Genomic DNA, 25093 nt, shown 5'->3' with positions numbered 1-25093 from the left:
GTCCTGTGGCGCGGCGGCAAGGGCAGGAAAAATGAGCGTCCATCTGGTTTTGTGTCACCCCCTGGCAGACAGTCTCAATGCCCATCTGGCCGCCAGGATCGAAGCATCCGTCCGGGCCCGGGGCCTCGCCCTCGACACGCTCGATCTCTACGCCTCCGGCTTCGAGCCGGCCCTCACCGCCGAGGAGCGCCGGGGCTATTATGGCGGCATAGCACCGCAAGACAGCCCCGCCGACCTCCAGCGCCGCCTCGCAGCTGCCGAGCATCTCGTGCTGGTCTTCCCCACCTGGTGGTTTGCTCCCCCGGCCATGCTCAAGGGCTGGTTCGAGCGTGTCTGGGCCCCGGGCATCGCCTTCGAACAGGGCACCCCGATCCGGCCTCTGCTCGACAATCTCAAATCCATCCTGGTCGTCACCACGCTCGGCTCGCCCTTCTGGTTCGATCTGGCCATTGCGCGCCAGCCGGTCCGCCAGACCCTGCGTACCGGCGTCTTTTCCGCCTGCGCCCCGCAGGCAAAATTCCGCATGCTGTCCCTGCACTCGGCCGAAAATGTCGCCCCCGCGCGCCTTGCCCGTTTCGAGGCCCGCATCGAAAAAGCCATCGCCGCGCTGGTGTAGGCCCATTTGGGCGCCGGGCCATTCCTGTGTTAGGCAGCGCAAAACCGCATAAGGCCCGCCCATGACCCTCCCCAATATTGTCAGTTTCTGGCACGGCCCGATGAGCTGGCTCGAGGCGCTTTCCATCGCCTCCTTCCATCGTCATGGCCACAGGGTGGAAGTCTTTGCCTTCGACCCCATCGAAAACTTGCCGGCCAATGCGGTGTGGCGCGACGCCGCCGAATTGATGCCGCGCGAGGACCTGGTTTTCTACAAAGGCAAGGGCACGCCCGCGGTCTTCTCTGACCGGTTCAGGCTCGAGTTGATGCGCCGCAATCTCGGCGTCTGGGCCGATCTCGACGTCTATTGCGTCCGCCCCATTGCCCAGCCCGATGACTATCTGATGGCCTGGGAGCGTCCCGGCTCGGTCAACAGCGCCGTGCTCTACATTCCCCCCGAAGCGCCGCTGCTCAGCGATCTCTTCGCCGTCTTCGACCGCGACAATCGCCCGCTCTTCGAACCCTTCCTGCCGCTCTACCGGCGCATCGAAGTGGCCGCGCGCCGTCTCGTCGGCGACAAGGTGCCCCCCGAACACCTCCAATACGGCGCCACCGGCCCCATGGCCCTAACCCACTACGTCAAGGCGCGCGGCCTCGCCGATCGGGTCAAACCATCGACCGTTTTTTATCCCATTCCCTATGAGGATATCCCGGGCCTGCTTCTCCCCGGCTCATCCGTCGACGCCGCCATCCGCCCCGAAACTCTCGGCATCCACCTCTGGCGCAGCCAGTTCACCAATCGCGGCCGCGCCGAAATTCTGATCCCTCCCCCGGACAGCGCCATGCGCAAACTCTGCGAAAAAGAGGGAATACTTCCCTAGGCGCTGGCATAGCGAGCGATGTTACGCGCGAACCCATCGGCTCCTGCGCCTCCCTCCCCCTTGTGGGGAGGGATCAAGGGTGGGGGGCTTCAGGTCCCACCCACACTGTCATCCCCGCGAAAGCGGGAACCTCTGTTTCAACTCCCGGGGCCAAACGGAGGTCCCCGCTTTCGCGGGGATGACCCGGTGACTTTGGGGGCCCGTGTGAACCAGATGCCCTCGCATCGCCCACCAGCCCATCAACTCCATCGCCCCCACGCCCCCCGGGGAGAGGGGTGAAAGCCTATCGGTATGAACTGGGTGGTCGCCTCTCACCGCAGCCGCAGCGTCTTCTTCCACCGGTGCCGCGCGAACCTGTAAAACAGCTCATTGGTCATCACATGCCGATACCACCGCGCATAAGCGGTGGTGCGCAAAATTCCCGCCCAGATCGCCCAGGGCTTGTTCTTGCCGGTAAAATGCAGGATCGCCGGATCCATCGCCTCATGCGCCGGGTGCGCGTCGATGACGTTCCAGCGCCAATCGAGCTTGTGCCACTTGTCCCGGAACACGAGATTAAGCACGTCCTGGTCGTAATAGAGCCGCGGCAGCCAGTTTTTCCCGGCGATCACCGCCACTTCGCTCTTGATATTGATCTCCCGCCACAGCGCCAGATCCACCACCAGCATGCCCGAATTGAAATAGGCATCGCCGCAATGGAAAATATCCTGGTTCTGGCGCATGTCGCGCCGCCCCATGATGAAGGGCGCCAGCGAATCCTGCACCGCCCCAACCGGCTTGCCGCCGAGATCGACCTCGAACAATTCCTCGATCGGCCGGCGCACCATCATGTCGCAATCGAGATAGATCACCCGCGCGATATCGGCGGGCAGAAGGTCCGCCAGCAGCAGCCGCGAATAGACGACGCTCGGCCATTGCGTGCTGGCGGGCATGCCGGCCACGAAAAAGTCGAACAGCTCCGATTCCGCCAGCGGATAATAGACCAGCGTCGCCCCGAACTCGCGGGCGATCCCCTCGAGGTCATGCTTATGTTCGTCGCTGATCGGCATGTGGAGGAGGTGGAAGACGAGATCGCTGCGCCGCCGCGTCGAAAGACAGGCCGAACGCATCACGGCATAGGCCGGTGCCCAAAAATTGTCGTCAAAGGCGAGGGCGATATGGATGGGCGAGGTCATGAATGGGTCCCGTCAGCAGGTCTGACGCCGAATAAGTAGATGGCGGCGCTCCCGAGCACCAGCAGCACCTTGGGCACTTCCACCATCAGCAGCACATCGGTAGCGCCGCTGAGCAGAAGCCCGGCACTGAGGCAGAGCGCAAGGTAAAGCCGGGCCTTGCCGTCCCTGCCGTGCGCCGCGCCGAAATGAGCCAAGAGCGGCGCCGCGAGCATGAGGAGATAGGCGACCACCCCGCACAGCCCGCAGGCCACGGCAAGGCTCAGCGCATCATTGTGGATATAGCCCCAGCCTTCGAGCGCATAACCCTCCTGCCCGATTTCGGTCAGATAGGGCATGGAGGCCGCAATCTGGTTGTGCCAGCCATGCCCGAAAAGCGGCGCGTCGAAAAAGGCCAGGATTCCCGCCCGATACATTTCCACCCGGTAGAGCGCCGACGTGTCCGACGGCATCTCGCCGCGCAACAGCGCGATGACCGGCTGGAAGGCTTCCAACGGCCGGGTGAACCCCAGCCAATAGGCAATGGCAAAACCCAGCACGACGAGGCCGCAGAGAACCAGCGGCAGCGCGATTTTCACGAAACGCGGCAAGGTGCTGCCGCGCATCGAAACAATGCCATAGACCAGCGACAGGCCTAGCGCCACGATCAGCGCCGCGCGCGTTTCCGCCGCGATAGTGGCGATGACAGCCAGGATCGGCCCGAGGAGATACATCCATTTCCGCGCCGCCTTTTCCACCAGCGTGCCGCCAAGGCTCAAAAACCCGAGGACCACGGCCAGATCGGCAAAGTGGATGGGGCTGAACCCGGGCGCCGTGCTGCGCTGCACCCCTTGCGAGAGCCCATAAAGCCCCACCAGCGCGCACATCGCACTGGCCAGGAGGCACAATTGGCTGAACTTTTCGACGGTGAGCCGCCCGGCCAATGGCGAGATGGCCAGCGCCAGCAGCGGCGTGAGCGCCAGCGGCAGGAAATCGGCGATATTGGCCAGGCTCGGCTGCCCCGGTTGAAGCACAAAGGCCAGCGCTATGAGGGCAAATGCCCCCACCAGCGCAAGCACGAATTGCTTGCGAATGAGTTGTCCCAGCGCCTCCCCGTTCCATCCCGGGACGAGGGCGACTAGGCTGAAGACGAGAGCCAGATAGGCTGCGCCATGCCCGAACAGGGGCCAGAGCGCGAAGCCCGCGATCAGCACCAATCCTGCCGCGAGGCGAGCAAGGCGGGTCCGAGGGGTCTCATCGGCAAATCGGGTCAATGGCGCGGTCCGGTCCTAGGCAATCATTTGTGCTTGTCGGTTTTCCCCGCCGGCCGGTCAAGACGAAACGGCCGCCGGCGAACCGCTCCGGCGCTCGCCCGACTTTCATTGCCGAAAACCCCGCGCTAGAAGGTTTGCTGCGAAGGGGGAAAGCATGGCTACCTATACCGACATTGCCCGGCGGGTTTACAACCATACCTGGAAACTCGATCCGATCGTGCGCAGCCTGCTCGACACGGATTTTTATAAATTGCTCATGCTGCAGATGATCTGGGGTCTCTACCCCAAGGTCGATGCCACCTTCTCGCTGATCAACCGCACCAGATCCGTCCGCCTGGCCGATGAGATCGACATCGAGGAATTGCGCGCCCAGCTCGATCATTGCCGCACCCTGCGCCTCTCCAAAAAGGAGATGATCTGGCTGGCCGGTAACAGTTTTAATGGTAAGAAGCAGATTTTTCAGCCCGGCTTTCTCCGCTGGCTCGAAAATTTCCAGCTGCCCGAATACCGGCTGGAAAAGCGCGACGGCCAGTTCGTGCTCGAATTTCCCGGCCTCTGGGTCGAAACCAGCATGTGGGAAATCCCCGCCCTCGCCATCATCAACGAGCTGCGCAGCCGCGCCGCCATGAAGCCCTACGGCCCCTTCACCCTCGACGTGCTCTATGCGCGCGCCAAGGCCAAGATGTGGGAAAAGGTCGAGCGCCTGCAAAAGCTGCCGGATCTGAAGATCTCCGATTTCGGCACCCGCCGGCGTCATTCCTTCCTCTGGCAGCGCTGGTGTGTGGAAGCGCTCAAGGAAGGCATCGGCGAAAATTTCACCGGCACCTCCAACGTCAAGCTGGCCATGGACACCGATCTCGAGGCGCTGGGCACCAATGCCCATGAGCTGCCCATGGTGCTGGCGGCGCTCGCCCGCTCCGACGAGGAGCTGCGCGAGGCGCCCTATCGCGTGCTCCAGGACTGGAAGAGCTATTACGGGGGCAATCTGCTCATCGTCCTGCCCGATGCCTTCGGCACCGACGCCTTCCTCCGCGATGCGCCCGACTGGGTCGCCGACTGGACCGGTTTCCGCCCCGACAGCGCCCCGGCCATCGAGGGTGGCGAAAAGATCATCAATTTCTGGAAATCGCGTGGCCGCGATCCCCGGGAAAAGCTCCTGATCTTCTCCGATGGGCTCGACGTCGACATGATAGAGGAAGCCTATCTCCATTTCGACGGCAGGGTGCGCATGAGCTTTGGCTGGGGCACCAACCTCACCAATGATTTCGAGGATTGTGCGCCCGATCTCAATCCGCGCCTCAAGCCGATCTCCATCGTCGCCAAGGTCTCCGAGGCCAATGGGCGCCCGGCGGTCAAACTCTCCGACAATCCGGCCAAGGCCACCGGCGATGCCGCCGAGATCGAGCGCTATATTCGCGTTTTCGGCGATACGGGCCGCACCGAATATGCGGTCCGCGTCTAGGCCTCGCAAAATCGTGAAGCCTCAGTTCTTTAGCGGGCTGAGGCGGATTTTCCCTTATTGTGGAGAAACTTAAGGACATTCCACGCATTAACCCTGCGTGAACCATCGCGGGCCAATGTGCCCTCGGGGGCTCCCCCGGAGCCAAGAATGAGCCTTGAACTAATCGACATCACGCTGGCCGAGCGCCAGGCCCATCCCCGATTGCCAAATCGTGTCACCGGCAAGGTCCGCGCCATTCTCACCGAGGAACTCGGTGGGCTGGAGCAGCGTCACGAGCTGATGATTCCCGCCTGGGTCGAACGCCGCGACGGCATGAGCGAGGAAGATGTGGACCTGGCCTTGCTGGTCAAGGCGGCCGAGATCGTGGGGCGCCTCAAGACGCGCCTCGGCTAGAGCGTTTCCAGGAGAAGTGGATACCACTTTTCCGGTTCGGAAACGCGACAAACAAGGACTTAGAGTGATTTCATCGCGTCAACGACGCGGTGAAATGCTCTAGAGCGTTCCCAGCAAAAGTGGGAACGGTTTTGCGGTTCGGAAACGCGACCAACGAGAGCTTGGAGCAATTTCATCGTTTCAACGAAACGGTGAAACGCGCTAGCCCGGACGCGCCGCCGAAGGGGCCGGACCGCTGCTTTTCAGCAGATCGAGATAGCGGCGATGCACCATGGCCTGGGGCGGGGTTTCGGCGAGCGGTTCGCTCCTCGGAATGTGCCGGTGGCGATAGCGCGGCGCCGTAGCGAAATAGCGCGCCTGCTCAGCCAGAGCTTTTGACCTCTCCCGGTCCTCGTCCCGGCGAAACCACACCAGCGTCGCGACGACGATTGCCCAGATCGCAACGATTTCCCAAGCCATGACCAATTCCCCTTTCGGGAGCTGTCATAGCTAACAGTCTGTTAACGCCAAAGCGGGTTTGGTGATTAAGCCTAACGCCTAAACTTGTGCCGATTTCACCGGCACCGATCCGGTCCGGTTGAGTGCGACGAGCGTCGCCCGCACCTCGTTTTCCGCCGCCTTGGTAATGGTCTTGCGGTCGACACCCTCGCGCAGCACCTGCGGCGTGCCGAAGGCCACCGTCACGTCCTTGACCGGGCCGGAGAGGATGTGGCGGATATTCTGCTTCACCGATTTGGACTTGTCCCAGCTCACCAGCGAGCGCTCGTTGCGGCTGATCGGCAGGCCCTGCATCTTGGTGTAAGCTATTGTCAGCGGCTGGATATTGACCTCTTTGGCCCCCGCCGCCTCCATCGCGTGCTGGGCCGCTCCGACCAGCGCCGAACGGAACGGCAGCACATGCGTGCCGATATCGGACTGGCCCTCGGCAAACAGCACGACATTGTCCCCCCGGGCCATGGCCTGGCCCATTGCCTTGGCGGTGCGGCCCGTGCCGCTGCGCCGCGTCCGGTCCACGAAAACGGTCTTTTGCAGATAGGCCATGATGCGCACGAAGGGCCACTCGCTCACTTCCCGCTTGGCGACGAAGATAACCGGCGTCACCGAGCCGATGGCAATGATGTCAGCCCAGGAAATGTGATTTGAAACCAACAGGGTAGGCCGACCGGTCGCCACCTCTCCGACCACGCGGACACGCAGGCCCAGGAACACGCATCCGAGGCGGTGGAACATGCGCGGCACGGCATACCAGAAGGGCAATCTCAGCCGGACGATGAGCGCCTGGAGCGGAATGATGACGATCAGGAAAGGCACGAAAACGAAGATGAAGAAGAGGCTGCGAAAGATCATTCGCCCGGATTGTCCTTGTTGCCCTTGGCGTCGTTGAGGGGCACGGCATAGAGCTCAAGCCGGTGGTCCACCAGGCGATAACCCAGGCGCTTTGCGATAACCTCCTGAATAGCCTCGATTTCCTCGTTGCGGAACTCGATGACCTTGCCGCTGCGGATATCGATCAGATGGTCGTGGTGCTCGTCCGGGATCAGTTCGAACCGCGCGCGCCCATCCTTGAAGTCGTGCTTGGTGACAAGCCCGGCCTCTTCGAAGAGGTTGACGGTTCGGTACACCGTCGAGAGGGAGATGCGCGCATCGATGGCCGAGGCCCTGCGATAGAGCTCCTCGACATCGGGGTGGTCCTTGGAATCCTCGATCACCCGCGCGATCACCCGGCGCTGGTCGGTCATGCGCATTCCGCGCGCCACGCAGGCCTCTTCCAGCGTCGGATCCGACGGGACTTTGCTCATGCCGTTTCTCCAGCCAGGCCGATCAGAGGGGGTTACCCAAGATCGCGCGCCATGACAAGCGCGGTCGCCGCGCTGCCATCAGGGTGGGTATAATAGCCTTTTCGGCTGGAAATGGTCACAAATCCGAGCCGCCTGTAGAGGGCGATGGCGGCGCTATTGTTCTCATCCACCTCAAGAAACATCCGCCGTGCCGGAGACATCATGAGGTCGGCGAACACCGCCTGCAGCAGCGCGCGCCCCACGCCCTTGCTGCGCCATTTTGACTCAACGGCAATGCTGAGCAATTCGGCCTCGTCCGCCACGGTCCGGATAATTGCAAATCCGGCGATGCGGCGCCTGGCGTCGCAAGCGACATAGACCGGCGTGGCCTTGTCCGAAAGGAAGGTGACGAAATCGGCCACCGGCCAGCCGCGATAAAAGCTTGCGGCATGGATCTTGGCCAGCGCTGCCGCGTCCTCGCTTTCGGCCGGCTCGACATGCAGGCCGTTGGGCGCCATCCAGAGCTTATCCATCAGGCACCCAGCCTGGCAATGCGGGCCGCGCTCTGCGGCTTGGCATCGGCGTCGCGCACATAGGCGGCGTTGGGCGGGTATGCTCCGGGATCGGCGCCGGCGGCAAACCGCGCTATCGCCGTGATATCGACAAAGGGCGAGGTGAGGAGCGCGTGGTCCGGCGGCACGGCCGCCTGTGCTTCGTCCATCTTCATCAGGCGCGCCGGCGTCTCGGCCAGTCCCGGCCCTGAAAACAATTGCAGATAGGCCTCGCCGCGCCGCGCATCGAGCAACACCGCCACCGGGCCGCTGGCGCTCAGCGATAATCCGAAGAGGCTCGGCACGCCTATCACCGGCAATTTCCGCGCCAAACCCAATCCCCGTGCAGCCGAAAGGCCGATGCGCAGCCCGGTGAAAGAACCCGGTCCCGTGGTCACGCCGATGCGCGCGATATCGCCATGCCCAATCCCGTTGCGGACCAGCAATTGCGCGAGACGGTCGAACAACAATTCGGCATGGCCCGTGGCGACGTCATCGACAATGCTGTCTTCACGCCCATCGGCAAGCAGCAGGCCGAGCTGTAGCCGGGGTGCGGCCGTATCGATGGCAAGGGTAACTTGCATGTCGGTCATGGCGTCTCCGCTGCACCTATTAGAGGCTCTTCCGGCTCGTAGCGCTCAAACTCTTGCGAGTCCACCGCCTTGACGCTGTGCGCCCGGCGGGGCGACCTTGCCCACATGCTCCCTGATTCGCGTCGTTCCGCTTCATGACCTGGCTCGCCGAAACGACCATGCTCAGCCATGGCTGGCGCCGCTTCCTGCTGCTTATGATCGCGGGGGCAGTGGCCGGGTTGTCGGTACCGCCCTTCTTTATTCTCCCTGCCCTTTTCCTCGCCATGCCCGTCTGGGTCTGGGCGCTGGACGGCGCCGAGCGGAAAAAGGGCTGGCGCCGCCTCTTCGGGCCCGCCTTCACCATCGGCTTTGCCTTTGGCTGGGGCTATTTCATCGTTGCATTTCACTGGCTCGGCGCTGCCTTTTTCGTCGATGGTGGCTGGTTCCTCGCCGCCATGCCCCCCGCCATCCTGGCGCTGGCGGCATTGATCGCCCTGTTCTGGGGCCTCGCCAGTGCGCTGGCTCATCTCACCTGGAGCCATGGCGGGGCGCGCATTGTCGGGCTCGCCAGCTGGCTGGCCGTCGCCGAATTTGCCCGCGGCCATATGTTCACCGGCTTCCCGTTCGACCTGCTCGGCTATGCGCTGACCGGTTCGGACGAAATGATGCAGCTCGCTTCGGTGATCGGCGTCTATGGCCTCACCTTCCTCGCGCCGCTCATGGCCATGACCCCGGCGCTGATCTGGCCGGCCGACGATCGCCCCATGGGCCAGCGCCTCGCGCCGCTCTTTGTCGCCCTGCTCGTCATTTCCGCCCAGCTCGGTTACGGCTTTAACCGCATCACCGGCACGGTTTCGACCGAACGCCAGGATGTGGCGCTGCGCCTCGTCCAGCCCCTCGTTTATGAGCATTCCGATTTCGGCAATGTCGACCCCGTGGCGCTGATCGATCGGCTCCTGATGCTGTCCGACATGCGCATGGACCCCACCGACCAGGGCCTGGCCGATATCACCCATCTGGTCTGGCCCGAATCGAGCGTCCCCTTCTTTCTCTCCACCTATCCGGACGCTCTGGCGCGGATTGCCCGCACCTTGCCCGATGGCGCAATCCTGCTCGCCGGCGTGCCGCGCCAGCCCTATGAAATGCGCCCGGGCATGCCGCCGGAGCCGCCCTATAATTCGGTTGTGGCCATCAACAGCGCTGGCGAAGTCATTTCCTCCTACGACAAATCCCATCTGGTGCCGTTTGGGGAATATCTGCCGTTCCAGGATTTCTTTTCGCGATTCGGTCTCAAGCAATTTGTCCCCGGCGCGGATGGCTGGTCCCATGGCGACAGCCGCAGACGCCTGATGGCGCTGCCGGGAACGCCGGCCGCCCTGGTGCTTGTCTGCTATGAAATCCTGTTCTCCGGCGATTTGGGGGATACGGCAGGCGCGCAATTCCTGCTCAACGTCACCAATGATGCCTGGTTCGATGGTTCGATCGGCCCGGCCCAGCATGCCCACCATGCCCGTCTGCGCGCGGTGGAAGAAGGCATGAGCCTCGTGCGGGCGGCCAATACCGGTCTCACCTTCGTCACCGATCCGGTGGGCAGAATCACCGCCCAGCTGGCGCCGAGGCAGATGGCCGCCCTCGATGCCCGCCCCCATCAGCGGTTGGCGACCACGATCTTTGCCCAGATCCGCCACTGGCCGCTGGTCATTGCCATTGTCGCCGGTCTCCTGATTAGCCTCGTGGCGTCAAGGCGCGGCCGGCGCCGCCTGCCCTACTGACAAGGGCAGCCGCACGGCGCTTCGCTCCGGATAAGAATGGAGGCCTGAAACGACGAAAGGCCGGACTTGCGTCCGACCTTTTCATCAACCCACCGAAGTGGGAGAATTGGAGCGGGCGATGGGATTCGAACCCACGACCCTAACCTTGGCAAGGTTATGCTCTACCCCTGAGCTACACCCGCGCTCCGTATTCAACGTCAGTGCCTTGCGGCGCCTTCGTCTTCGTCGTCAGCGCCTTGCAGCGCGTCGACGAGCGCCTATATGCCCAATGACCTGCCCGATTGCAACCCCAGATTTCAGCTTTCGTGTTATCTTGTTGAAAGCCTGTGGGAAGTAGGGCTTGCCACACTGGGTTCGGGGGCGCAAAAAGGCCCGCGAATGCTGCAAAAAACGCTCAAGCCGTGAGAGCTTTAATGTCGATTTCCATGAATGGCGCCAATGGCGCAGCACCCGCACCGGCAGCCGAGCTGGTCCGCAATTCCTCTGATGCCGGTTTCAAGGCCGACGTCATCGACGCGTCCATGGAGGCCCCGGTTTTGGTGGATTTCTGGGCGCCGTGGTGCGGTCCCTGCCGCCAGCTGACGCCAGCGCTTGAAAAAGTCGTCGCCGAAAAGGCCGGCAAGATTCGGCTGGTCAAAATCAACATCGACGAACACCCCGGCGTGGCCGGCCAGCTGGGCGTCCAGTCCATCCCGGCCGTTTTTGCCTTTGCCGGGGGCCGTCCGGTCGATGGGTTCATGGGCGCCATGCCTGAAGGCGAGGTGCGCCGATTCGCCGATCGCGTGATCGCCGCCGCCCCCGCCGGGGCTCCTCCCGCCGATTCGCTCGAAAGCCAGATTGCCGATGCCCTTAAGGTCGCCGAGCAGGCCGTTGCCGCTGGCGATCTCGGCCAGGCCGCCCAGATCTTCGGCATGGTGCTGCAGCATGTCCCTGACCACGAGGGCGCCCTGATCGGCCTTGCCGGCGTCTATATGTCTGCCGACGAAGTCGAACAGGCCAAGGCCACGCTCGACATGGTCCCCGAGGACAAGCGCAAGGGCGATGCCTATCTGGCGATTTCCAATGCGATCAGGCTGCGCGAAGAGGCTGCGGGTCTTTCCGAATCAGCCACGCTCGAAGCGGCCATTGCCGCCGACCCGGACAACCACCAGGCGCGCTATGATCTGGCCGTGGTGCTCAATGCCGAGGGCAAGCGCCTTGAGGCGGCAGAGGCTCTGGTCACCCTCTTCAAGCGCGACCGCACCTGGAACGAAGACGCGGCGCGGAAGAAGCTGCTCGAATTTTTCGAGGCCTGGGGGCCAAAGGAGCCCGCTACGCTCAAGGGTCGGCGCCTGCTTTCGGCCGCCCTGTTTTCCTAGCAGGACACTTCATGCCCAAGCGTCCCACCAGCTCCGCTGATTTGCCCAAATCGGTGCCGCTCTTCCCCCTGTCGGGAGCCCTGCTCCTGCCGTTCTCGCATCGGCCGCTCAATATTTTTGAGCCCCGATATATCGACATGATCGATGCAGCCCTGCGGGGGGACCGGCTGATCGGGCTGATCCAGCCCGAAGATACGACCGAAGAAAGCCCCAAGGGCCTGGCACCGCTGCAGAAAATCGGCTGCCTGGGCCGGCTCACCCATTTCGAGGAAAATGCCGAAGGGCGCTATTTCATCATCCTCGAAGGGGTGACGCGGTTCCGCCTCATCCACGAGCTTTCGGTCGAAACGCCCTACCGGCAGGGCCTCATTTCGGGCGAGGCTTATGAAGCCGATTACGATCGGACCGCGGGGGAAGCGGCGGTCGATCGCGCGCGGTTCCTCAAGATGATGCGCGATTATGCCGAATACGCGTCCATCGAGCTCAACTGGGAAGAGATCGAGCAGACCGGCACGGCCGATCTCGTCAATTTCTGCTGCATGGTTTCGCCTTATGGCGCCGCCGAAAAACAGGTTCTGCTCGAAGCCGAAACCCTGAGCGACCGGGCGGAAACGCTCATTGCTATGACGGAATATGAAATGGCCAAGGGCGGCAACGACGCCGCTCCGTTGAACTGATGGCCGAGGCTCCGGCCGACCCGCGGCACGCGCTCGATGTGCGCACGCTCGAAATGCTGGTCTGCCCGCTCACCAAGACCCGGCTCAGCCTGTCCCCGGACAAGACCGAGCTGATTTCCGTGGCCGGGCGGCTGGCTTTCCCCATCGTGCGGGGCGTGCCCCTTCTCAGCCTCGACGAAGCCCGAAATGTCGAACCGGACGAGATCAAGTCCGTTTCCGCCCGCCACATCGATCCCTGACCAGACCCCGATCTCGGCACAAAAAAAACGGGCGGGGTTCGACCCGCCCGTCCTGATAGGCTTGCGCGAGGCCCTTAGAGCCCGTCGGTCACCACATGGCTGAAGGCGCCTTCCGGCTCCTTGGTGATGGCCGGATTTTCCGGCGACACGGCCGAGAGCAGCGTATCGACGGTCTGGCGGTAATCGGCTTCGTCGAGAACGCCGGTCGAGCCTTCGGTCAGCTTGTTGACCTCCTGCACCTGATAGAGCTGGTCCTCGAGGGTCATCGAGCCGGTCATGTCGTTGTCGACCACGATCTGGGCGGCTTCCTCGGCATTGGCGCGGGCATAGTCCCAGCCCTTCATCGAGGCGCGGACGAACTTGGTCATCTTCTCGACAAAGGCCGGGTCCTTGAGGCTGTCCTCAAGTACATAAAGCCCGTCTTCCAGCATGCCGACGCCTTCATCGCGATAGTTGAAGACCGTCAGCTCTTCCGGTGTGAGACCGGCGCGCAGCACCTGACCATATTCGTTGTAGGTCATTGTCGAGATACAGGCCGCCTGCTTCTGAATGAGCGGGTCGACGTTGAAGGCTTGCTTCAGCACTTCCACGCCATCGGCGCCGCCTTCGGTGGAGAGGCCCAGCTTGGCCATCCAGGCATAGAACGGATATTCATTGCCGAAGAACCAGACGCCCAGCGTCTTGCCGGCAAAGTCGGCGGTGGTCTCGACACCGGCTTCCTTGAGGCAGGTCAGCAGCAGGCCCGACTGCTTGAACGGCTGGGCGATATTGACCAGCGGCACGCCGCGTTCGCGGGCGGCAAGGCCCGGCGCCATCCAGGTGGTGATGACATCGGCGCCGCCGCCGGCAATCACCTGCTCGGGCGCAATGTCCGGCCCACCGGGCTTGATTTCGACATTGAGGCCCTCCTCCTCATAAAAACCCTTGGCCTGGGCAACATAATAGCCGGCGAACTGGCCCTGGGTGACCCATTTGAGCTGCAGCGTCACCGAATTGTCCTGGGCGAAGGCGGCCCCGGACGCGCTGAGGGCCATGGCCCCCGCCAGTGCACCGATTAGAAGATTTTTCATTCCCTGCTTCCCTTGAGTTCGGCTCCGTCCTCATGCACCACGCACGGACGGATGCCAGAAGGTGACGCGCCGCTCGACCAGCGTGATCACCCCATAGAAGACCGAGCCCGCGACGGCCGCCACCGCGATTTCGGCCCACACCATGTCGACATTCATCCGGCCGACTTCGGTAGAAATTCGGAAGCCCATCCCCACAATGGGCGTCCCGAAGAATTCCGCTACGATTGCGCCGATCAAGGCCAGTGTCGAGTTGATCTTGAGGGCGTTGAATATGAAGGGCGCCGCAGCGGGAAGACGCAGCTTCATAAGGGTTTGCCAGTAACCGGCAGCATAGGTGCGCATCAAATCGCGCTCGATGACGCTGGAGGCATTGAGCCCGGCCACCGTGTTCACCAGCATTGGGAAGAAGGTCATGATGACGACAACGGCCGCCTTGGAGGGCCAATCGAAGCCGAACCACATGACCATGATCGGCGCCACGCCAACAATGGGAAGCGCCGAGACCAGATTGCCGAGCGGCAAGAGGCCCGATTTGAGGAAGGGCGAGCGATCGATGAGGATCGCCACCACAAAGCCCGCACCGCAGCCCAGCACATAACCGATCAGCACGGCTTTCAGGAACGTCTGCTGGAAATCGGCCCAAAGCGTTCCGGCCGAAGCCGCTATACGCGCCCCGATCATCGAGGGTGGCGGCAGGATCACCTGGGGCACATTGGCCCCCCGCGTCACGACTTCCCAGATGACGAGAATGGAAATGCCGAACACCACCGGGATGAGGAGCCCCAACCCCGCCGAATCGGCAATCCCCGGCGCCAGAAACCGCGACAGGCGCTCGATGAAGAGCCAGGCAAAGAGCCAGGTCGCGATCAACGCCAGCCAGAAAAACGCGGGTGCGGGTGAAAAAACGGTGAGGCTGGTCAGCAGCGCCACCGTCCCCAGAAAGGCCAGCGCCGCATCGGCCCAGAGCCCGATCGGCACCAAAAGCCGCACCAGCGAGAGGCTTCCCAGCACGAGGAAGGCTTTGACCAGCATGGCCTGTTCGAATGGCCCGGACATCAGTCCGAAGACCAGCGCGACAAGGCTGATGCCGCCCGCGACAATGGCGAGGTAATGCTGCAACTGGGTCATGCGGGTCGCGCCCCCATCGCCCGGTTGACGAGTTTCTCGACCAGCCCCACCGCCGTCACCAGCAGCGCCGCGAGGATGGACGCCACCACCAGCGCCGACCAGATCTGCGTCGTCTGGCTATAATAGGAGCCCGCGAGGAGCCTTGCCCCTAGCCCTGCCACCGCGCCGGTCGGCAGTTCACCGACAATGGCGCCGACAAGGCTGGCAGCGACGCCGACCTTGAGCGAGGCAAAGAGATACGGCACCGAGGCCGGCCAGCGCAGCTTCCAGAAGGTCTGGTTGGGCGTGGCATTATAGGTGTGCATGAGGTCGAGCTGGATCGCCTCGGGGCTGCGCAGTCCCTTCACCATGCCCACCGCCACCGGGAAGAAGCTGAGATAGGCCGAGATAATCGCTTTGCTCATCAATCGCGCGGGATCGGTGGGAATGCCCAGCGTGCCGGTAAAGACGTTAAAGCCGATCACCACGATCAGCGGCGCCAGCGCCAGGATGGGAATGGTCTGGCTGGCCACGATCCAGGGCATGAGCGAGCGGTTCATCGCCTCATTGTGGACGATCAGCACTGCCAGCCCGATTCCGAGCAGCGAGCCGAAGACAAAGCCCAGCCCCGTGGCCGAGAACGTCACCCAGGCATGGAAAATCAGGCTGCGCGGCTTGTCCGGCGCCACCAGCATGGTGGAATTCCAAACTTCCCGCGCCACCTGATGCGGCACCGGCAGCACCGGTTTTTCCTGGTTCCAGCTATCGATGACGAATTGGGTGATCGGCACGTTTTCGACGCCGGCACGCCGATAGACATCGTTCTGCCACTGCGCATTCATGCCGATGGCGGCGGCATACCAGATGACCCCAATGGCGAGGATGACGGTCAGAATAGGAAGGACGCGGTTCATCTCCGGTCACCCCCACCCAACCTCCCCCTCGAAGGGGGAGGAGCCATAGTGGTGTCTGTGGCACGATCCCGCCAATTTCTCGGAGCCGTCCCTCCCCCTATCAGGGGGAGGCTAGGTGGGGGTAAAACACCCATCACACATGCTCCCCATCATAGGAGTGCCCCGCCCGCAGCCCGTCGCGCACCCGCGCCGCAATCGCCAGAAACTCCGGCGTTTCGCGAATATCGAGCGGACGCTCGCGCGGCAGATCGCTCTCGATCACATCGGTCACCCGGCCGGGACGCGGCGACATCACCACAATTTTTGTCGAGAGATAGACCGCCTCGGGGATCGAGTGCGTCACAAAACAGATCGTCTTCTGCGTCCGCTCCCAAAGTTTCAAAAGCTCGGAATTGAGATGGTCCCGGACGATTTCGTCCAGCGCCCCGAAGGGTTCGTCCATAAGGAGGAGGTCTGCGTCAAAGGCCAGCGCGCGAGCGATGGAGGCGCGCTGCTGCATGCCGCCCGACAATTGCCAGGGGAATTTTTTCTCGAACCCGGAGAGGTTCACCAGCTCCATGGTGCGCCTGATGCGCTCGGCCTGCTCACTGGCCGAATAACCCATGATTTCCAGTGGCAGGGCGACGTTATTTTCGATCGTGCGCCACGGATAAAGCGCCGGCGCCTGGAACACATAGCCATAGGAGCGCGCCTTGCGGGCATTCTCCGGGCTTTGCCCATTGACCGTCAGCGTGCCCGAAGTGGGCTGTTCGAGATCGGCAATGGTGCGCAGAAAAGTCGTCTTCCCGCAGCCGGACGGGCCGATGAAGGAAACGAAATCGCCCTTGTTGATGGTGAGGTTGACGTCGCTGAGCGCAACAACGTCCCCATCATTGGTCTTGAAGGTCAGGCCGAGATGGTCGGCGGAAACGACTGCAGTCATCAGACACCCGTCGCCGGAATGCCGGCCCGCTCGATTTTGCGCGGCGCGACAATATCCTTCCACTGGCTGAGCGCCCGGTTGACCGGGTTCTTGGCCTCGCGCGCCACGAACTTGCCGTGGCCCGGCTCCGCCTTGATCTCGTTCTCGACAATCGACACCTTGCCCCGGCTCAGTACAAAGCGCGGCAGGCCCTTTACCTCAAAGCCTTCGAACACGTTGTAGTCGATGACCGATTGCTGGCTTTTCGCCGAAATGGTCTTGGTCCGGTTCGGATCCCAGACGATGAGGTCCGCATCCGCGCCCACCATCAACGCACCCTTTTTCGGGTACATGTTGAGGATTTTCGCGATGTTGGTCGAGGTCACCGCCACGAATTCGTTCATGGTGATGCGCCCGGTATTGACCCCAGCCGTCCACAGCATGGGCAGGCGGTCTTCGAGCCCGCCGGTACCGTTCGGAATTTTCGCAAAATTGCCGATGCCCGTGCGTTTCTGCTCCGTGGTAAAGGCGCAATGGTCGGTGGCAACGCAAGAGAGCGAACCCGATTGCAGGCCCGCCCAGAGCGAATCCTGATGGGCCTTGTTGCGGAACGGCGGCGACATCACCCGCCGCGCCGCATGGTCCCAGTCGGGGTTGAAATATTCGCTTTCGTCCAGCGTCAGATGCTGGATCAGCGGCTCGCCATAAACCCGCATCCCCTTGGCCCGGGCCCGGCGAATGGCCTCATGCGCCTGCTCGCAGGAGACATGCACCACATAGAGCGGCACCCCGGCCATGTCGGCCAGCATGATGGCGCGGTTGGTCGCTTCGCCCTCCACTTCCGGCGGGCGGGAATAGGCGTGGCCCTCGGGGCCATTATTGCCCTCGGCAAGCAGCTTTGCCGTCATCGCCGCAACGACATCGCCATTTTCGGCATGAACGAGCGGCAGCGCGCCGAGATCGGCGCAGCGCTGGAACGAGGCGAACATCTCGTCGTCGTTCACCATCAGAGAGCCCTTATAGGCCATGAAGTGCTTGAACGAGGTGATGCCGCGATCGACCACCTCGGCCATTTCATTGAACACCTGCTCGCCCCACCAGGTCACCGCCATGTGGAAGGAATAGTCGGCCGAGGCCTTGCCGGTCTTGTTGTCCCACATCTGCAGCGCCTCGAGGAGGCTCTGGTTCGGGTTGGGCAGGCAGAAATCGACCACCATCGTGGTGCCACCAGCCAGGCCCGCGCGGGTCCCGCTTTCAAAATCGTCGGCCGAATACGTGCCCATGAAGGGCATTTCGAGATGGGTATGCGGATCGATGCCGCCCGGCATGACATAGCATCCGGTCGCATCAAGCACTTCGTCGCCAGACAGGTTCTGGCCGATCTCGACGATGACGTCCCCCTCGATCTTCACATCGGCCTTATAGGTTAGGTCCGCCGTGACGACCGTGCCGCCCTTGATAATCTTGCTCATTCTTCGTTCCCTTGCAGTCCTCAAAGGCCCGCCACGCACCCCTCAGCGCTGATCGGCGGGTCCTTTTTGTTTTCTAAGTCGATGCGGCTCCTTCTTGCCCTCGCCCCCAGGGGACGAGGTCGGCCTTCGCAAAGCGAAGTCCTGTCGAGGGCGCCTTTGGCTGGGCCTTATGGGGCGCCAAAAACCTCACTCCACGATCTCCGCGGTTTCCACCACGGCATGGAACAGCACGTCGCAACCGGCGGCGGCCCATTCCATCGAAATATCCTCGGCCTCATTGTGGCTGAGCCCGCCCACGCAGGGGCACATGATCATGGTTGTCGGCGCGACCTTCGCTGCCCAGCAGGCGTCGTGCCCCGCGCCCGAGATGATGTTCATGTGGCTATAGCCGAGCTTTTCGGCCGCCGAGCGGACCCGCTCCACCAGCGTCGGATCAAAAGTGACGGGATCAAAATGCCCCACCGCCTCAACCGAGCAGCCAACCCCCATTTCGGCGCAGATTTCGGCGGCGCGCTGTTCGATCTTGGCGCGCATGCGGTCGAGTTTTTCCTGGCTCGGGGTGCGGAGGTCGACGGTGAACACCACCGTGCCCGGCAGCACGTTTCGCGAATTGGGCGAGAATTTCACCTGGCCGGTGCCAGCCACCGCGCCGGGCTGCTCCGACATGGCGATGTCCTGCACCGCCTCAAAAATCCGCGCCATCGCCAGCCCGGCATTGACGCGCATATTCATCGGGGTCGAGCCGGTATGGGCTTCCTTGCCCGTCAGGGTAAATTCGAGCCACCACAGGCCCTGGCAATGGGTGACGACGCCGATCTGCTTGTCTTCGGCCTCAAGAATCGGCCCCTGCTCGATGTGATACTCGAAATAGGCGTGCATTTTTCGCGCGCCGACCTCTTCGTCACCGACCCAGCCAATGCGCTCGAGCTCGTCGCCAAAGCGCTTGCCGTCCATGTCCTTGCGGCCATAGGCATAGTCGAGGCTATGCACCCCGGCAAAAACGCCTGACGCCACCATGGCCGGGGCAAAGCGCGCGCCTTCCTCATTGGTCCAGTTGGTGACGACGATGGGGTGCTTGGTCTTGATCCCGAGATCATTCATCGAGCGCACGACTTCGAGCCCGGCCAGCACACCGAGCACGCCGTCATATTTTCCGCCGGTCGGCTGGGTGTCGAGATGGCTGCCGATATAGACCGGCAGTGCATCGGGATCGGTGCCGGGCCGCGTCATGAACATGGTGCCCATCTTGTCGACGCCCATGGTGAGCCCCGCCTCTTCGCACCAGCGCTGAAAGAGCTCCCGCCCTTCCTTGTCGGCATCGGTCAGCGTCTGCCGATTATTGCCCCCGGCAATCCCCGGCCCCACCTTGGCCATATCCATCAGGCTCTCCCAGAGCCGATCACCATTGATACGAAGGTTTTCACCGGGAGAGGTCATTGGTACTTACTCGTGAGTTCGGGTCGATAGGATAGACCCCTCACCCTGTCCCTCTCCCCGGAGGGGCGAGGGGACGCAGAAGGCGAGGGTTTTGTGGATCAATTCAAGCACACCATCGGTGTTGCTGAGAATGTCGTTATTCCAGAAACGCAGGACCGTGTAACCGGCCGCTTTGATGGCAGCATCGCGTTGCACATCATAGGCGCCGCCATGCTGCCCGCCGTCGGCTTCAATGACCAGCATCGCCTCACGGCAGGCAAAGTCGGCGTAATATGGCGCAATTGGGTATTGGCGAACAAACTTGAAGCCCAGAAGGCGGCGATCCCTGAGATGGTGCCATAGTCGGCCCTCTGCGTCGGTCATCTTCTGGCGCAGCGTTCGCGCTATCTTGACCTGTGCAGGCTGCGCCTTCGTTCCCCTCGCCCTGTCCCTCTCCCCAGAGGGGCGAGGGGACGCAAGAGCCGACAGAACGGCATCGGCTCTTTCACCAGCAGTGCCCCCATCGCCCGCTCGCCCCTCCGGGGAGAGGGCTGGGGTGAGGGGAGCGATGCTGGTGAGAGCAAGTTGCATCTGACCCTACTTCACGCTCGGGAACGAAAACTCCGCGCCACCCTTGATCCCTGCGGGCCAGCGGGTGGTGACGGTCTTGAGCCTTGTATAGAAGTGGATGCCTTCGGGCCCATAGATGGAGTGATCGCCAAACAGCGAGCGCTTCCAGCCGCCGAAGGAGTGATAGGCCACTGGCACCGGGATCGGCACGTTGATGCCCACCATGCCCACTTCAATTTTATCAGCGAACTCACGCGCCGCATCGCCATCGCGAGTAAAGATCGCCGTCCCATTGGCATATTCATGCCCGTGGATCAGATCGACCGCATCCTGGAAACTGTCGCGGCGCACCACGGACAGCACAGGCCCAAAGATCTCGTCCTTGTAGATCGACATATGTGGCTCGACATTGTCGAACAGCGTGCCGCCGACATAATAGCCGTTCTCATAGCCCTGCAGCTTGAACCCGCGGCCGTCGACGACGAGCTTGGCGCCGTCCTTCTCGCCCGCGTCGATATACCCGAGAATCTTGTCGCGGTGCATCTTTGTGACCACCGGACCCATTTCGGCGTCCTTGTCGGTGGCCGGCCCGATTTTGAGGCTTTCCACGCGCGGCTTGAGCTTTTCGATCAGCGCATCGGCGGTTCCCTTGCCCACCGGCACGGCCACGGAAATGGCCATGCAGCGTTCACCGGCCGAGCCATAGCCCGCCCCCATCAGCGCATCGGCCGCCTGGTCGAGATCGGCATCCGGCATGATGATCATGTGGTTCTTGGCGCCGCCCAGCGCCTGCACGCGTTTTCCAGCCTTGGTGCCGCGCTGGTAGACATATTCAGCGATCGGCGTCGAGCCGACAAAGCTCACCGCCTTGATGTCGGGATGGTCCAAAATCCCGTCGACCATTTCCTTGTCGCCATGGATCACCTGCAAAATGCCTTCCGGCAACCCGGCTTCCATGAAGAGGTTCCAGGCCAGCATCGGCGCAGACGGGTCGCGCTCGGAAGGCTTCAAAATGAAGGCATTGCCGCAGGCGATGGCCGCCGGATACATCCACATTGGCACCATGGCCGGGAAGTTGAACGGGGTCACCCCGGCCACCACGCCCAGTGGCTGGCGATCCGAATAGGTGTCGATCGCCGGGCCCACATTGCGCGAATATTCGCCCTTCAAGAGGTGCGGAATACCACAGGCAAAATCCACGCAGTCGATGCCGCGGGCAACCTCGCCCAGGGCATCGTCATGCACCTTGCCATGTTCCTTTGAAATCTCGCGGGCGAGATCATCGGCATATTGATCCAGCAGCGCCTTGAACTTGAACATGACGCGGGCGCGCTTCATCGGCGGGGTATTGCCCCAGGCGACCTGCGCCTTGACCGCCGAGGCAACGGCTTCGTTGAGCTCCTCCATGGTCGACAGGGGCAGTTCTGCGCGCTGTTCGCCCGTTGCGGGGTTAAAGACCGGCACGCGGCGCGTCGAGCTAGACACGTAGCGCTTGCCACCGACGGCATTCTCAATGATCTGCATCAGGACATCCCCTCCAGTGCGGGAATAAAAATTCTATAATGTAGCATATAGAATGTTCATTCCATTCTATTCAAGCGTCTTGAGGATGCCCGCGAGCGTCGAAATGATCTGGTCGATCTGGCTTTCCGACACGATCAGGGGCGGCGAAAGGGCAATGATATCGCCCGTAGTCCGGATGAGAACGCCCTCTTCATAGGCCTTGAGGAAGGCCGCGAAGGCGCGCTTGGTCGGCTGGCCATCAATGGGTTGCAGCTCAATGGCGCCGACCAGCCCGATATTGCGGATATCGATGACATGCGGCAGCCCCTTGAGGCTGTGCAGCCCGTCTTCCCAGACTTTTGCAAGGTCGGCGCCGCGCGTGAGCAGCCCCTCGTCCTTATAGGTCTCGAGCGTGGCGAGACCCGCCGCCGAGGCGATAGGATTGCCCGAATAGGTGTAGCCGTGGAAGAACTCGATGAGGTGCTCCGGCCCCTGCATGAAGGCGTCGTGAATCTCTTTCGAAACCATCACCGCGCCCATGGGAATGACACCATTGGTCAGCCCCTTGGCCGTCACCAGAATGTCCGGGGTCACGCCAAAATAATCGGCGCCAAATGGCGTTCCGAGACGCCCATAGCCCGTGATCACCTCGTCAAAGATCAGCAGGATGCCGTGCTTTTTAGTGATGTCGCGCAGGCGCTGCAGATAGCCCGGGGGCGGAATGAGCACGCCGGTCGATCCTGCCACCGGCTCGACGATCACCGCGGCAATGGTCGAGGCGTCATGCAGCGTTACGATACGCTCCAACTCGTCGGCGAGATCAACACCATTCTCGGGCACGCCGCGCGAAAACGCGTTCTTGGCGAGGTTATGCGTATGCGGCAGATGGTCGACGCCGGTAAGCAGCGTGCCGAACATTTTGCGGTTGGTGACAATGCCGCCCACCGAAATGCCGCCGAAATTGACCCCGTGATAGCCGCGTTCGCGCCCGATCAGCCGGCTGCGCGCGCCCTGCCCGATCACCTTCTGATAGGCCAGCGCCACCTTGAGCGCCGTCTCGACCGATTCCGAACCCGAATTGGTGAACAGCACATGGTCGAGCCCATCGGGCGTCAGGTCCACCAGCCGATTGGCCAGTTCGAACGCCTTGGGGTGGCCCATCTGGAAAGCGGGCGCATAATCGAGTTCTGCGGCCTGCTTGGCGATGGCCTCGACGATTTTTGGGCGCGCATGGCCGGCATTGACGCACCAGAGGCCCGCCGTGCCGTCGAGCACCTGGCGGCCATCGCTGGTGGTGTAGTGCATGTCCTTGGCCGCCACGAACATGCGCGGCGATTTCTTGAACTGCCGGTTGGCCGTAAACGGCATCCAGAACGCGCTGAGATCGTTCGGCACGACGGCATTATTGGTGGACACGACAGTTCGCTCCCTATTTGACTGCCCTTTTATCCGATCATTATTCGCGGGCGCTTGACAGTTGAAGTCGAAGCCCAGATTTTTGACCAGTTGGAAAAATGTTAGCACTCCTGTTCTTTCCCGCAAGACGAAAATGGCACCCAGAAAGCTGAAATCGGTCGAGCCTCCTCACGCTCCCGCCAGGCGGGCGCACAAAGCCGACGCCAAGGCGGCCACCCAGTCGCCGGCAAAGGCGCGGCCAATTACGCGCATCCAGCGCGAAAAGCAGGACGCCATCCTGGAGGCGGCGCTGGATGTGTTTTCAATGCATGGCTTTCGCGGCGCCACCATCGACCAGATCGCCGAGATGGCGGGGATGAGCAAACCCAATTTGCTCTATTATTTTCCCAAGAAGGAGGAGATCCACCGCCGCCTGATGAGCGAGCTTCTCGTCACCTGGCTGGCCCCGCTCGAAGAGATGCGCGCCGATGGCGACCCCTTTTCGGAAATCCGTTCCTACATCCGCCGCAAGCTCGAAATGGCGCGCGATTTTCCGCGCGAAAGCCGGCTCTTTGCCAATGAAATGCTGCGCGGCGCCCCCCACATCATCGACATGATCGAGGTGGACCTCAAAAACCTAGTCGATGAAAAGGCAAAAATCCTGCTCGGCTGGATGGACGAGGGCAAGCTCGCCCGCGCCGACCCCTATCACCTGATCTTTTCGATCTGGGCCACCACCCAGCATTATGCCGATTTCGACGTCCAGGTGCGGGCGGTTCTTGGCAAGGGCCGCGGCGGCGAAGGGCGTTTCGAGGACGCCGCCCGCTATCTCGAACATCTGTTCCTTTTCGGCCTGACGCCGCGCCCAAGACCCTGACGGCTAGGCGGTGGTGGCGAGCTGAAAGCGCTCGAAGCGGCCGAGTTCGGCCGTGATCCGCGCCTGCTCCTCGGCACCGATCTGTTCGAGCCAGGTCCAGTTCTGCACCAGCAGTTTGCCCGCGCGGCGGTCGGTCTTGAGATCGATGGCGGCAACCACGCGGTCGTCGACCAGCACCGGCAGGGCAAAATAGCCGAATTTTCGTTTTGCGGCCGGCACATAAGCCTCGAACAGATGCTCATAGCCGAAAAACAGGCTGAGTCGCTTGCGCTGGATGATCAGCGGATCGAAGGGCGACAGAATATGCACGCGCCCCGTCGGTGGCTGGGCAATCTGCTCCAGCCCCTCTGGCGTCGCCCAATGCCGAATTTTGCCCGCGCCCTCGACCAGAACTTCCACCAATTGCCGCCGCTTCACCCGCGCCTCGATAAGGTCCAGCACCGCCTTCTTGGCCGGCGCATTGAGATGGCAGATGGAATCGAGGCTGACGATCCCCTGGCTGCGCAGCGCCCGGTCGAGAAGATAGGCAATCCCCTGTCGCTCCGTGGCTGGCCGCGGGCTTCTGGCCCAGCCGAAATGGCGCTCGACCAGATCATAGGTCTTGAGCATGCCCTCGCGTCGGGAAATGGCGACCAGCCCCTGGAAGAACATCAGCTGCAAGACCCGCTTGGACGGCTTGCGGCTGGCCCAGGAATGGTTCTTGTCCACCAGTTCATCGTCGTCGATATCGCGGATCGAGAGAGGGCCCTCGGTCTTGAGCCGGCGTACCATGGCGCGGACCTCATCCGTGGTCACCGACCCGAACCAGCGGCTCGGATTGGCCCGATAATGCTGCATCAGCGGCACGAAAAACGGAAAGTCAGCCGCCGGCACATAGCTCAGCGCATGGGTCCAATATTCGAAGATCGATTTTTCGCCCGACTGCAGATGGGCCAGATCGCCCCGGTCATAGTCGGGAATGCGCGAATAAAGGATATGATGATGGCAGCGCTCGATCACATTGATCGTGTCAATCTGCACATAGCCCAGATGGGAAATGGCGTCGGCAGCAGCCTGCGGGCCGCTGCCGAATGGACTTGCCTCGTCAAGGCGCTGGGCCCGCATCCAGATGGCGCGGGCCTGCGCTCCACCAATCTCGACCGGACCCCGCGCCATTCTTTGCCCGC

Annotated in this window: 26 protein-coding genes and 1 tRNA gene; 9 read left to right on the top strand and 18 right to left on the bottom strand. The window is 62.4% G+C overall.

Going from position 1 to position 25093, the window contains the following annotated elements; all coding sequences use genetic code 11:
- The first annotated feature begins 31 nt into the window (after nucleotides 1-31).
- Both N0P34_RS00510 and N0P34_RS00505 read left to right on the top strand, forming a co-directional pair.
- The gene (locus N0P34_RS00510; protein WP_275605071.1) at nucleotides 32-616 is read left to right on the top strand and encodes an NAD(P)H-dependent oxidoreductase; all 585 of its coding nucleotides are present in this window, start codon (nucleotides 32-34) and stop codon (nucleotides 614-616) included.
- A gap of 61 nt (nucleotides 617-677) precedes the next feature.
- Entirely contained in the window at nucleotides 678-1475 is a 798-nt protein-coding gene (locus tag N0P34_RS00505) for a hypothetical protein (protein WP_275605070.1), read from the top strand.
- Nucleotides 1476-1786: 311 nt separating this feature from the next.
- Here N0P34_RS00505 and N0P34_RS00500 read toward each other — a convergent pair whose 3' ends face one another.
- Both N0P34_RS00500 and N0P34_RS00495 read right to left on the bottom strand, forming a co-directional pair.
- The gene (locus tag N0P34_RS00500; protein ID WP_275605069.1) at nucleotides 1787-2650 is read right to left on the bottom strand and encodes a glycosyltransferase family 8 protein; all 864 of its coding nucleotides are present in this window, start codon (nucleotides 2648-2650) and stop codon (nucleotides 1787-1789) included.
- Nucleotides 2647-3900 (bottom strand): O-antigen ligase family protein, encoded by a 1254-nt coding sequence (locus N0P34_RS00495; protein ID WP_275605068.1) that lies wholly within the window; start codon nucleotides 3898-3900, stop codon nucleotides 2647-2649. Before N0P34_RS00495 ends, N0P34_RS00500 begins: the two co-directional genes overlap by 4 nt.
- A 154-nt stretch (nucleotides 3901-4054) precedes the next feature.
- Between N0P34_RS00495 and pncB the strand changes: the two genes are divergently transcribed.
- Together pncB and N0P34_RS00485 are read left to right on the top strand one after the other, a co-directional pair.
- A complete protein-coding gene (pncB, locus tag N0P34_RS00490; protein ID WP_275605067.1) occupies nucleotides 4055-5362 on the top strand; it encodes a nicotinate phosphoribosyltransferase in 1308 nt (435 codons plus the stop codon).
- A 147-nt stretch (nucleotides 5363-5509) separates the two neighbouring features.
- Nucleotides 5510-5755, top strand: coding sequence for a hypothetical protein (locus N0P34_RS00485; protein ID WP_275605066.1), 246 nt, complete (start codon nucleotides 5510-5512; stop codon nucleotides 5753-5755).
- 201 nt (nucleotides 5756-5956) lie between these two features.
- Here N0P34_RS00485 and N0P34_RS00480 read toward each other — a convergent pair whose 3' ends face one another.
- From N0P34_RS00480 to tsaB, 5 genes are all read right to left on the bottom strand, one after another.
- Nucleotides 5957-6214 (bottom strand): hypothetical protein, encoded by a 258-nt coding sequence (locus N0P34_RS00480; RefSeq protein ID WP_275605065.1) that lies wholly within the window; start codon nucleotides 6212-6214, stop codon nucleotides 5957-5959.
- 78 nt (nucleotides 6215-6292) lie between these two features.
- Complete coding sequence (locus tag N0P34_RS00475; RefSeq protein ID WP_275605064.1) at nucleotides 6293-7102, bottom strand: lysophospholipid acyltransferase family protein; 810 nt, start codon at nucleotides 7100-7102, stop codon at nucleotides 6293-6295.
- On the bottom strand, nucleotides 7099-7554 hold the full coding sequence (locus tag N0P34_RS00470; protein WP_275605063.1) for a Fur family transcriptional regulator: 456 nt from the start codon (nucleotides 7552-7554) through the stop codon (nucleotides 7099-7101). The genes N0P34_RS00475 and N0P34_RS00470 overlap by 4 nt, the downstream gene beginning before the upstream one ends.
- 32 nt (nucleotides 7555-7586) lie before the next feature.
- Nucleotides 7587-8066 (bottom strand): ribosomal protein S18-alanine N-acetyltransferase, encoded by a 480-nt coding sequence (gene rimI, locus N0P34_RS00465; RefSeq protein WP_275605062.1) that lies wholly within the window; start codon nucleotides 8064-8066, stop codon nucleotides 7587-7589.
- A complete protein-coding gene (gene tsaB / locus N0P34_RS00460) occupies nucleotides 8066-8677 on the bottom strand; it encodes a tRNA (adenosine(37)-N6)-threonylcarbamoyltransferase complex dimerization subunit type 1 TsaB (protein ID WP_275605061.1) in 612 nt (203 codons plus the stop codon). Before tsaB ends, rimI begins: the two co-directional genes overlap by 1 nt.
- A gap of 134 nt (nucleotides 8678-8811) precedes the next feature.
- Here tsaB and lnt point away from each other — a divergent pair, with 134 nt between their 5' ends.
- The gene (gene lnt / locus N0P34_RS00455) at nucleotides 8812-10428 is read left to right on the top strand and encodes an apolipoprotein N-acyltransferase (protein WP_275605060.1); all 1617 of its coding nucleotides are present in this window, start codon (nucleotides 8812-8814) and stop codon (nucleotides 10426-10428) included.
- Nucleotides 10429-10535: 107 nt separating this feature from the next.
- Here the strand turns inward: lnt and N0P34_RS00450 are convergent.
- Nucleotides 10536-10610, bottom strand: a tRNA-Gly gene (locus N0P34_RS00450).
- A 231-nt stretch (nucleotides 10611-10841) separates the two neighbouring features.
- Between N0P34_RS00450 and N0P34_RS00445 the strand changes: the two genes are divergently transcribed.
- Genes N0P34_RS00445 through N0P34_RS00435 form a run of 3 tightly spaced genes read left to right on the top strand, consistent with a single transcriptional unit; the run spans nucleotide 10842 to nucleotide 12702 of the window.
- The gene (locus N0P34_RS00445) at nucleotides 10842-11786 is read left to right on the top strand and encodes a co-chaperone YbbN (protein ID WP_275605059.1); all 945 of its coding nucleotides are present in this window, start codon (nucleotides 10842-10844) and stop codon (nucleotides 11784-11786) included.
- Nucleotides 11787-11797: 11 nt separating this feature from the next.
- A complete protein-coding gene (locus N0P34_RS00440; protein WP_275605058.1) occupies nucleotides 11798-12463 on the top strand; it encodes an LON peptidase substrate-binding domain-containing protein in 666 nt (221 codons plus the stop codon).
- Complete coding sequence (locus N0P34_RS00435) at nucleotides 12463-12702, top strand: Trm112 family protein (protein WP_275605057.1); 240 nt, start codon at nucleotides 12463-12465, stop codon at nucleotides 12700-12702. The genes N0P34_RS00440 and N0P34_RS00435 overlap by 1 nt, the downstream gene beginning before the upstream one ends.
- Nucleotides 12703-12776: 74 nt before the next feature.
- Here N0P34_RS00435 and N0P34_RS00430 read toward each other — a convergent pair whose 3' ends face one another.
- From N0P34_RS00430 to N0P34_RS00390, 9 genes are all read right to left on the bottom strand, one after another.
- A complete protein-coding gene (locus N0P34_RS00430; protein ID WP_275607046.1) occupies nucleotides 12777-13736 on the bottom strand; it encodes an ABC transporter substrate-binding protein in 960 nt (319 codons plus the stop codon).
- Between the two features lie 66 nt (nucleotides 13737-13802).
- On the bottom strand, nucleotides 13803-14900 hold the full coding sequence (locus N0P34_RS00425) for an ABC transporter permease (protein WP_275605056.1): 1098 nt from the start codon (nucleotides 14898-14900) through the stop codon (nucleotides 13803-13805).
- A complete protein-coding gene (locus N0P34_RS00420) occupies nucleotides 14897-15793 on the bottom strand; it encodes an ABC transporter permease (RefSeq protein WP_275605055.1) in 897 nt (298 codons plus the stop codon). The genes N0P34_RS00425 and N0P34_RS00420 overlap by 4 nt, the downstream gene beginning before the upstream one ends.
- Nucleotides 15794-15926: 133 nt before the next feature.
- A complete protein-coding gene (locus tag N0P34_RS00415) occupies nucleotides 15927-16715 on the bottom strand; it encodes an ABC transporter ATP-binding protein (RefSeq protein ID WP_275605054.1) in 789 nt (262 codons plus the stop codon).
- Nucleotides 16715-18166 carry a dihydropyrimidinase gene (gene hydA, locus N0P34_RS00410; protein WP_275605053.1) on the bottom strand — a complete coding sequence of 484 codons (1452 nt, stop codon included), beginning with the start codon at nucleotides 18164-18166 and terminating at the stop codon, nucleotides 16715-16717. Before hydA ends, N0P34_RS00415 begins: the two co-directional genes overlap by 1 nt.
- Nucleotides 18167-18352: 186 nt before the next feature.
- On the bottom strand, nucleotides 18353-19603 hold the full coding sequence (locus N0P34_RS00405; protein ID WP_275605052.1) for a Zn-dependent hydrolase: 1251 nt from the start codon (nucleotides 19601-19603) through the stop codon (nucleotides 18353-18355).
- Between the two features lie 6 nt (nucleotides 19604-19609).
- The gene (locus N0P34_RS00400; protein ID WP_275605051.1) at nucleotides 19610-19966 is read right to left on the bottom strand and encodes a DUF559 domain-containing protein; all 357 of its coding nucleotides are present in this window, start codon (nucleotides 19964-19966) and stop codon (nucleotides 19610-19612) included.
- 213 nt (nucleotides 19967-20179) lie between these two features.
- Nucleotides 20180-21676, bottom strand: a complete 1497-nt coding sequence (locus N0P34_RS00395) for a CoA-acylating methylmalonate-semialdehyde dehydrogenase (protein WP_275605050.1) — start codon at nucleotides 21674-21676, stop codon at nucleotides 20180-20182.
- A 66-nt stretch (nucleotides 21677-21742) separates the two neighbouring features.
- Nucleotides 21743-23023 (bottom strand): aspartate aminotransferase family protein, encoded by a 1281-nt coding sequence (locus tag N0P34_RS00390; protein WP_275607045.1) that lies wholly within the window; start codon nucleotides 23021-23023, stop codon nucleotides 21743-21745.
- 181 nt (nucleotides 23024-23204) lie between these two features.
- Between N0P34_RS00390 and N0P34_RS00385 the strand changes: the two genes are divergently transcribed.
- A complete protein-coding gene (locus N0P34_RS00385) occupies nucleotides 23205-23927 on the top strand; it encodes a TetR family transcriptional regulator C-terminal domain-containing protein (protein WP_275605049.1) in 723 nt (240 codons plus the stop codon).
- 3 nt (nucleotides 23928-23930) lie between these two features.
- Here the strand turns inward: N0P34_RS00385 and N0P34_RS00380 are convergent, their stop codons facing one another.
- A complete protein-coding gene (locus tag N0P34_RS00380; protein WP_275605048.1) occupies nucleotides 23931-25082 on the bottom strand; it encodes a crosslink repair DNA glycosylase YcaQ family protein in 1152 nt (383 codons plus the stop codon).
- Nucleotides 25083-25093: the final 11 nt, after the last annotated feature.

This window comes from Devosia sp. FJ2-5-3, assembly GCF_029201545.1.
Taxonomy (GTDB): Bacteria; Pseudomonadota; Alphaproteobacteria; order Rhizobiales; family Devosiaceae; genus Devosia.
This window is presented reverse-complemented; position numbering and strand designations above follow the sequence as displayed.

What these genes read in the sequence shown, in the direction of transcription:
- N0P34_RS00510 (WP_275605071.1), top strand. Translation starts at nt 32, where the DNA reads ATGAGCGTCCATCTGGTTTTGTGTCACCCCCTGGCAGACAGTCTCAAT.
- N0P34_RS00505 (WP_275605070.1), top strand. Translation starts at nt 678, where the DNA reads ATGACCCTCCCCAATATTGTCAGTTTCTGGCACGGCCCGATGAGCTGG.
- N0P34_RS00500 (WP_275605069.1), bottom strand. Translation starts at nt 2,650, where the DNA reads ATGACCTCGCCCATCCATATCGCCCTCGCCTTTGACGACAATTTTTGG.
- pncB (WP_275605067.1), top strand. Translation starts at nt 4,055, where the DNA reads ATGGCTACCTATACCGACATTGCCCGGCGGGTTTACAACCATACCTGG.
- N0P34_RS00485 (WP_275605066.1), top strand. Translation starts at nt 5,510, where the DNA reads ATGAGCCTTGAACTAATCGACATCACGCTGGCCGAGCGCCAGGCCCAT.
- N0P34_RS00480 (WP_275605065.1), bottom strand. Translation starts at nt 6,214, where the DNA reads ATGGCTTGGGAAATCGTTGCGATCTGGGCAATCGTCGTCGCGACGCTG.
- N0P34_RS00475 (WP_275605064.1), bottom strand. Translation starts at nt 7,102, where the DNA reads ATGATCTTTCGCAGCCTCTTCTTCATCTTCGTTTTCGTGCCTTTCCTG.
- N0P34_RS00470 (WP_275605063.1), bottom strand. Translation starts at nt 7,554, where the DNA reads ATGAGCAAAGTCCCGTCGGATCCGACGCTGGAAGAGGCCTGCGTGGCG.
- rimI (WP_275605062.1), bottom strand. Translation starts at nt 8,066, where the DNA reads ATGGATAAGCTCTGGATGGCGCCCAACGGCCTGCATGTCGAGCCGGCC.
- tsaB (WP_275605061.1), bottom strand. Translation starts at nt 8,677, where the DNA reads ATGACCGACATGCAAGTTACCCTTGCCATCGATACGGCCGCACCCCGG.
- lnt (WP_275605060.1), top strand. Translation starts at nt 8,812, where the DNA reads ATGACCTGGCTCGCCGAAACGACCATGCTCAGCCATGGCTGGCGCCGC.
- N0P34_RS00445 (WP_275605059.1), top strand. Translation starts at nt 10,842, where the DNA reads ATGTCGATTTCCATGAATGGCGCCAATGGCGCAGCACCCGCACCGGCA.
- N0P34_RS00440 (WP_275605058.1), top strand. Translation starts at nt 11,798, where the DNA reads ATGCCCAAGCGTCCCACCAGCTCCGCTGATTTGCCCAAATCGGTGCCG.
- N0P34_RS00435 (WP_275605057.1), top strand. Translation starts at nt 12,463, where the DNA reads ATGGCCGAGGCTCCGGCCGACCCGCGGCACGCGCTCGATGTGCGCACG.
- N0P34_RS00430 (WP_275607046.1), bottom strand. Translation starts at nt 13,736, where the DNA reads ATGGCCCTCAGCGCGTCCGGGGCCGCCTTCGCCCAGGACAATTCGGTG.
- N0P34_RS00425 (WP_275605056.1), bottom strand. Translation starts at nt 14,900, where the DNA reads ATGACCCAGTTGCAGCATTACCTCGCCATTGTCGCGGGCGGCATCAGC.
- N0P34_RS00420 (WP_275605055.1), bottom strand. Translation starts at nt 15,793, where the DNA reads ATGAACCGCGTCCTTCCTATTCTGACCGTCATCCTCGCCATTGGGGTC.
- N0P34_RS00415 (WP_275605054.1), bottom strand. Translation starts at nt 16,715, where the DNA reads ATGACTGCAGTCGTTTCCGCCGACCATCTCGGCCTGACCTTCAAGACC.
- hydA (WP_275605053.1), bottom strand. Translation starts at nt 18,166, where the DNA reads ATGAGCAAGATTATCAAGGGCGGCACGGTCGTCACGGCGGACCTAACC.
- N0P34_RS00405 (WP_275605052.1), bottom strand. Translation starts at nt 19,603, where the DNA reads ATGACCTCTCCCGGTGAAAACCTTCGTATCAATGGTGATCGGCTCTGG.
- N0P34_RS00400 (WP_275605051.1), bottom strand. Translation starts at nt 19,966, where the DNA reads ATGACCGACGCAGAGGGCCGACTATGGCACCATCTCAGGGATCGCCGC.
- N0P34_RS00395 (WP_275605050.1), bottom strand. Translation starts at nt 21,676, where the DNA reads ATGCAGATCATTGAGAATGCCGTCGGTGGCAAGCGCTACGTGTCTAGC.
- N0P34_RS00390 (WP_275607045.1), bottom strand. Translation starts at nt 23,023, where the DNA reads ATGCCGTTTACGGCCAACCGGCAGTTCAAGAAATCGCCGCGCATGTTC.
- N0P34_RS00385 (WP_275605049.1), top strand. Translation starts at nt 23,205, where the DNA reads ATGGCACCCAGAAAGCTGAAATCGGTCGAGCCTCCTCACGCTCCCGCC.
- N0P34_RS00380 (WP_275605048.1), bottom strand. Translation starts at nt 25,082, where the DNA reads ATGGCGCGGGGTCCGGTCGAGATTGGTGGAGCGCAGGCCCGCGCCATC.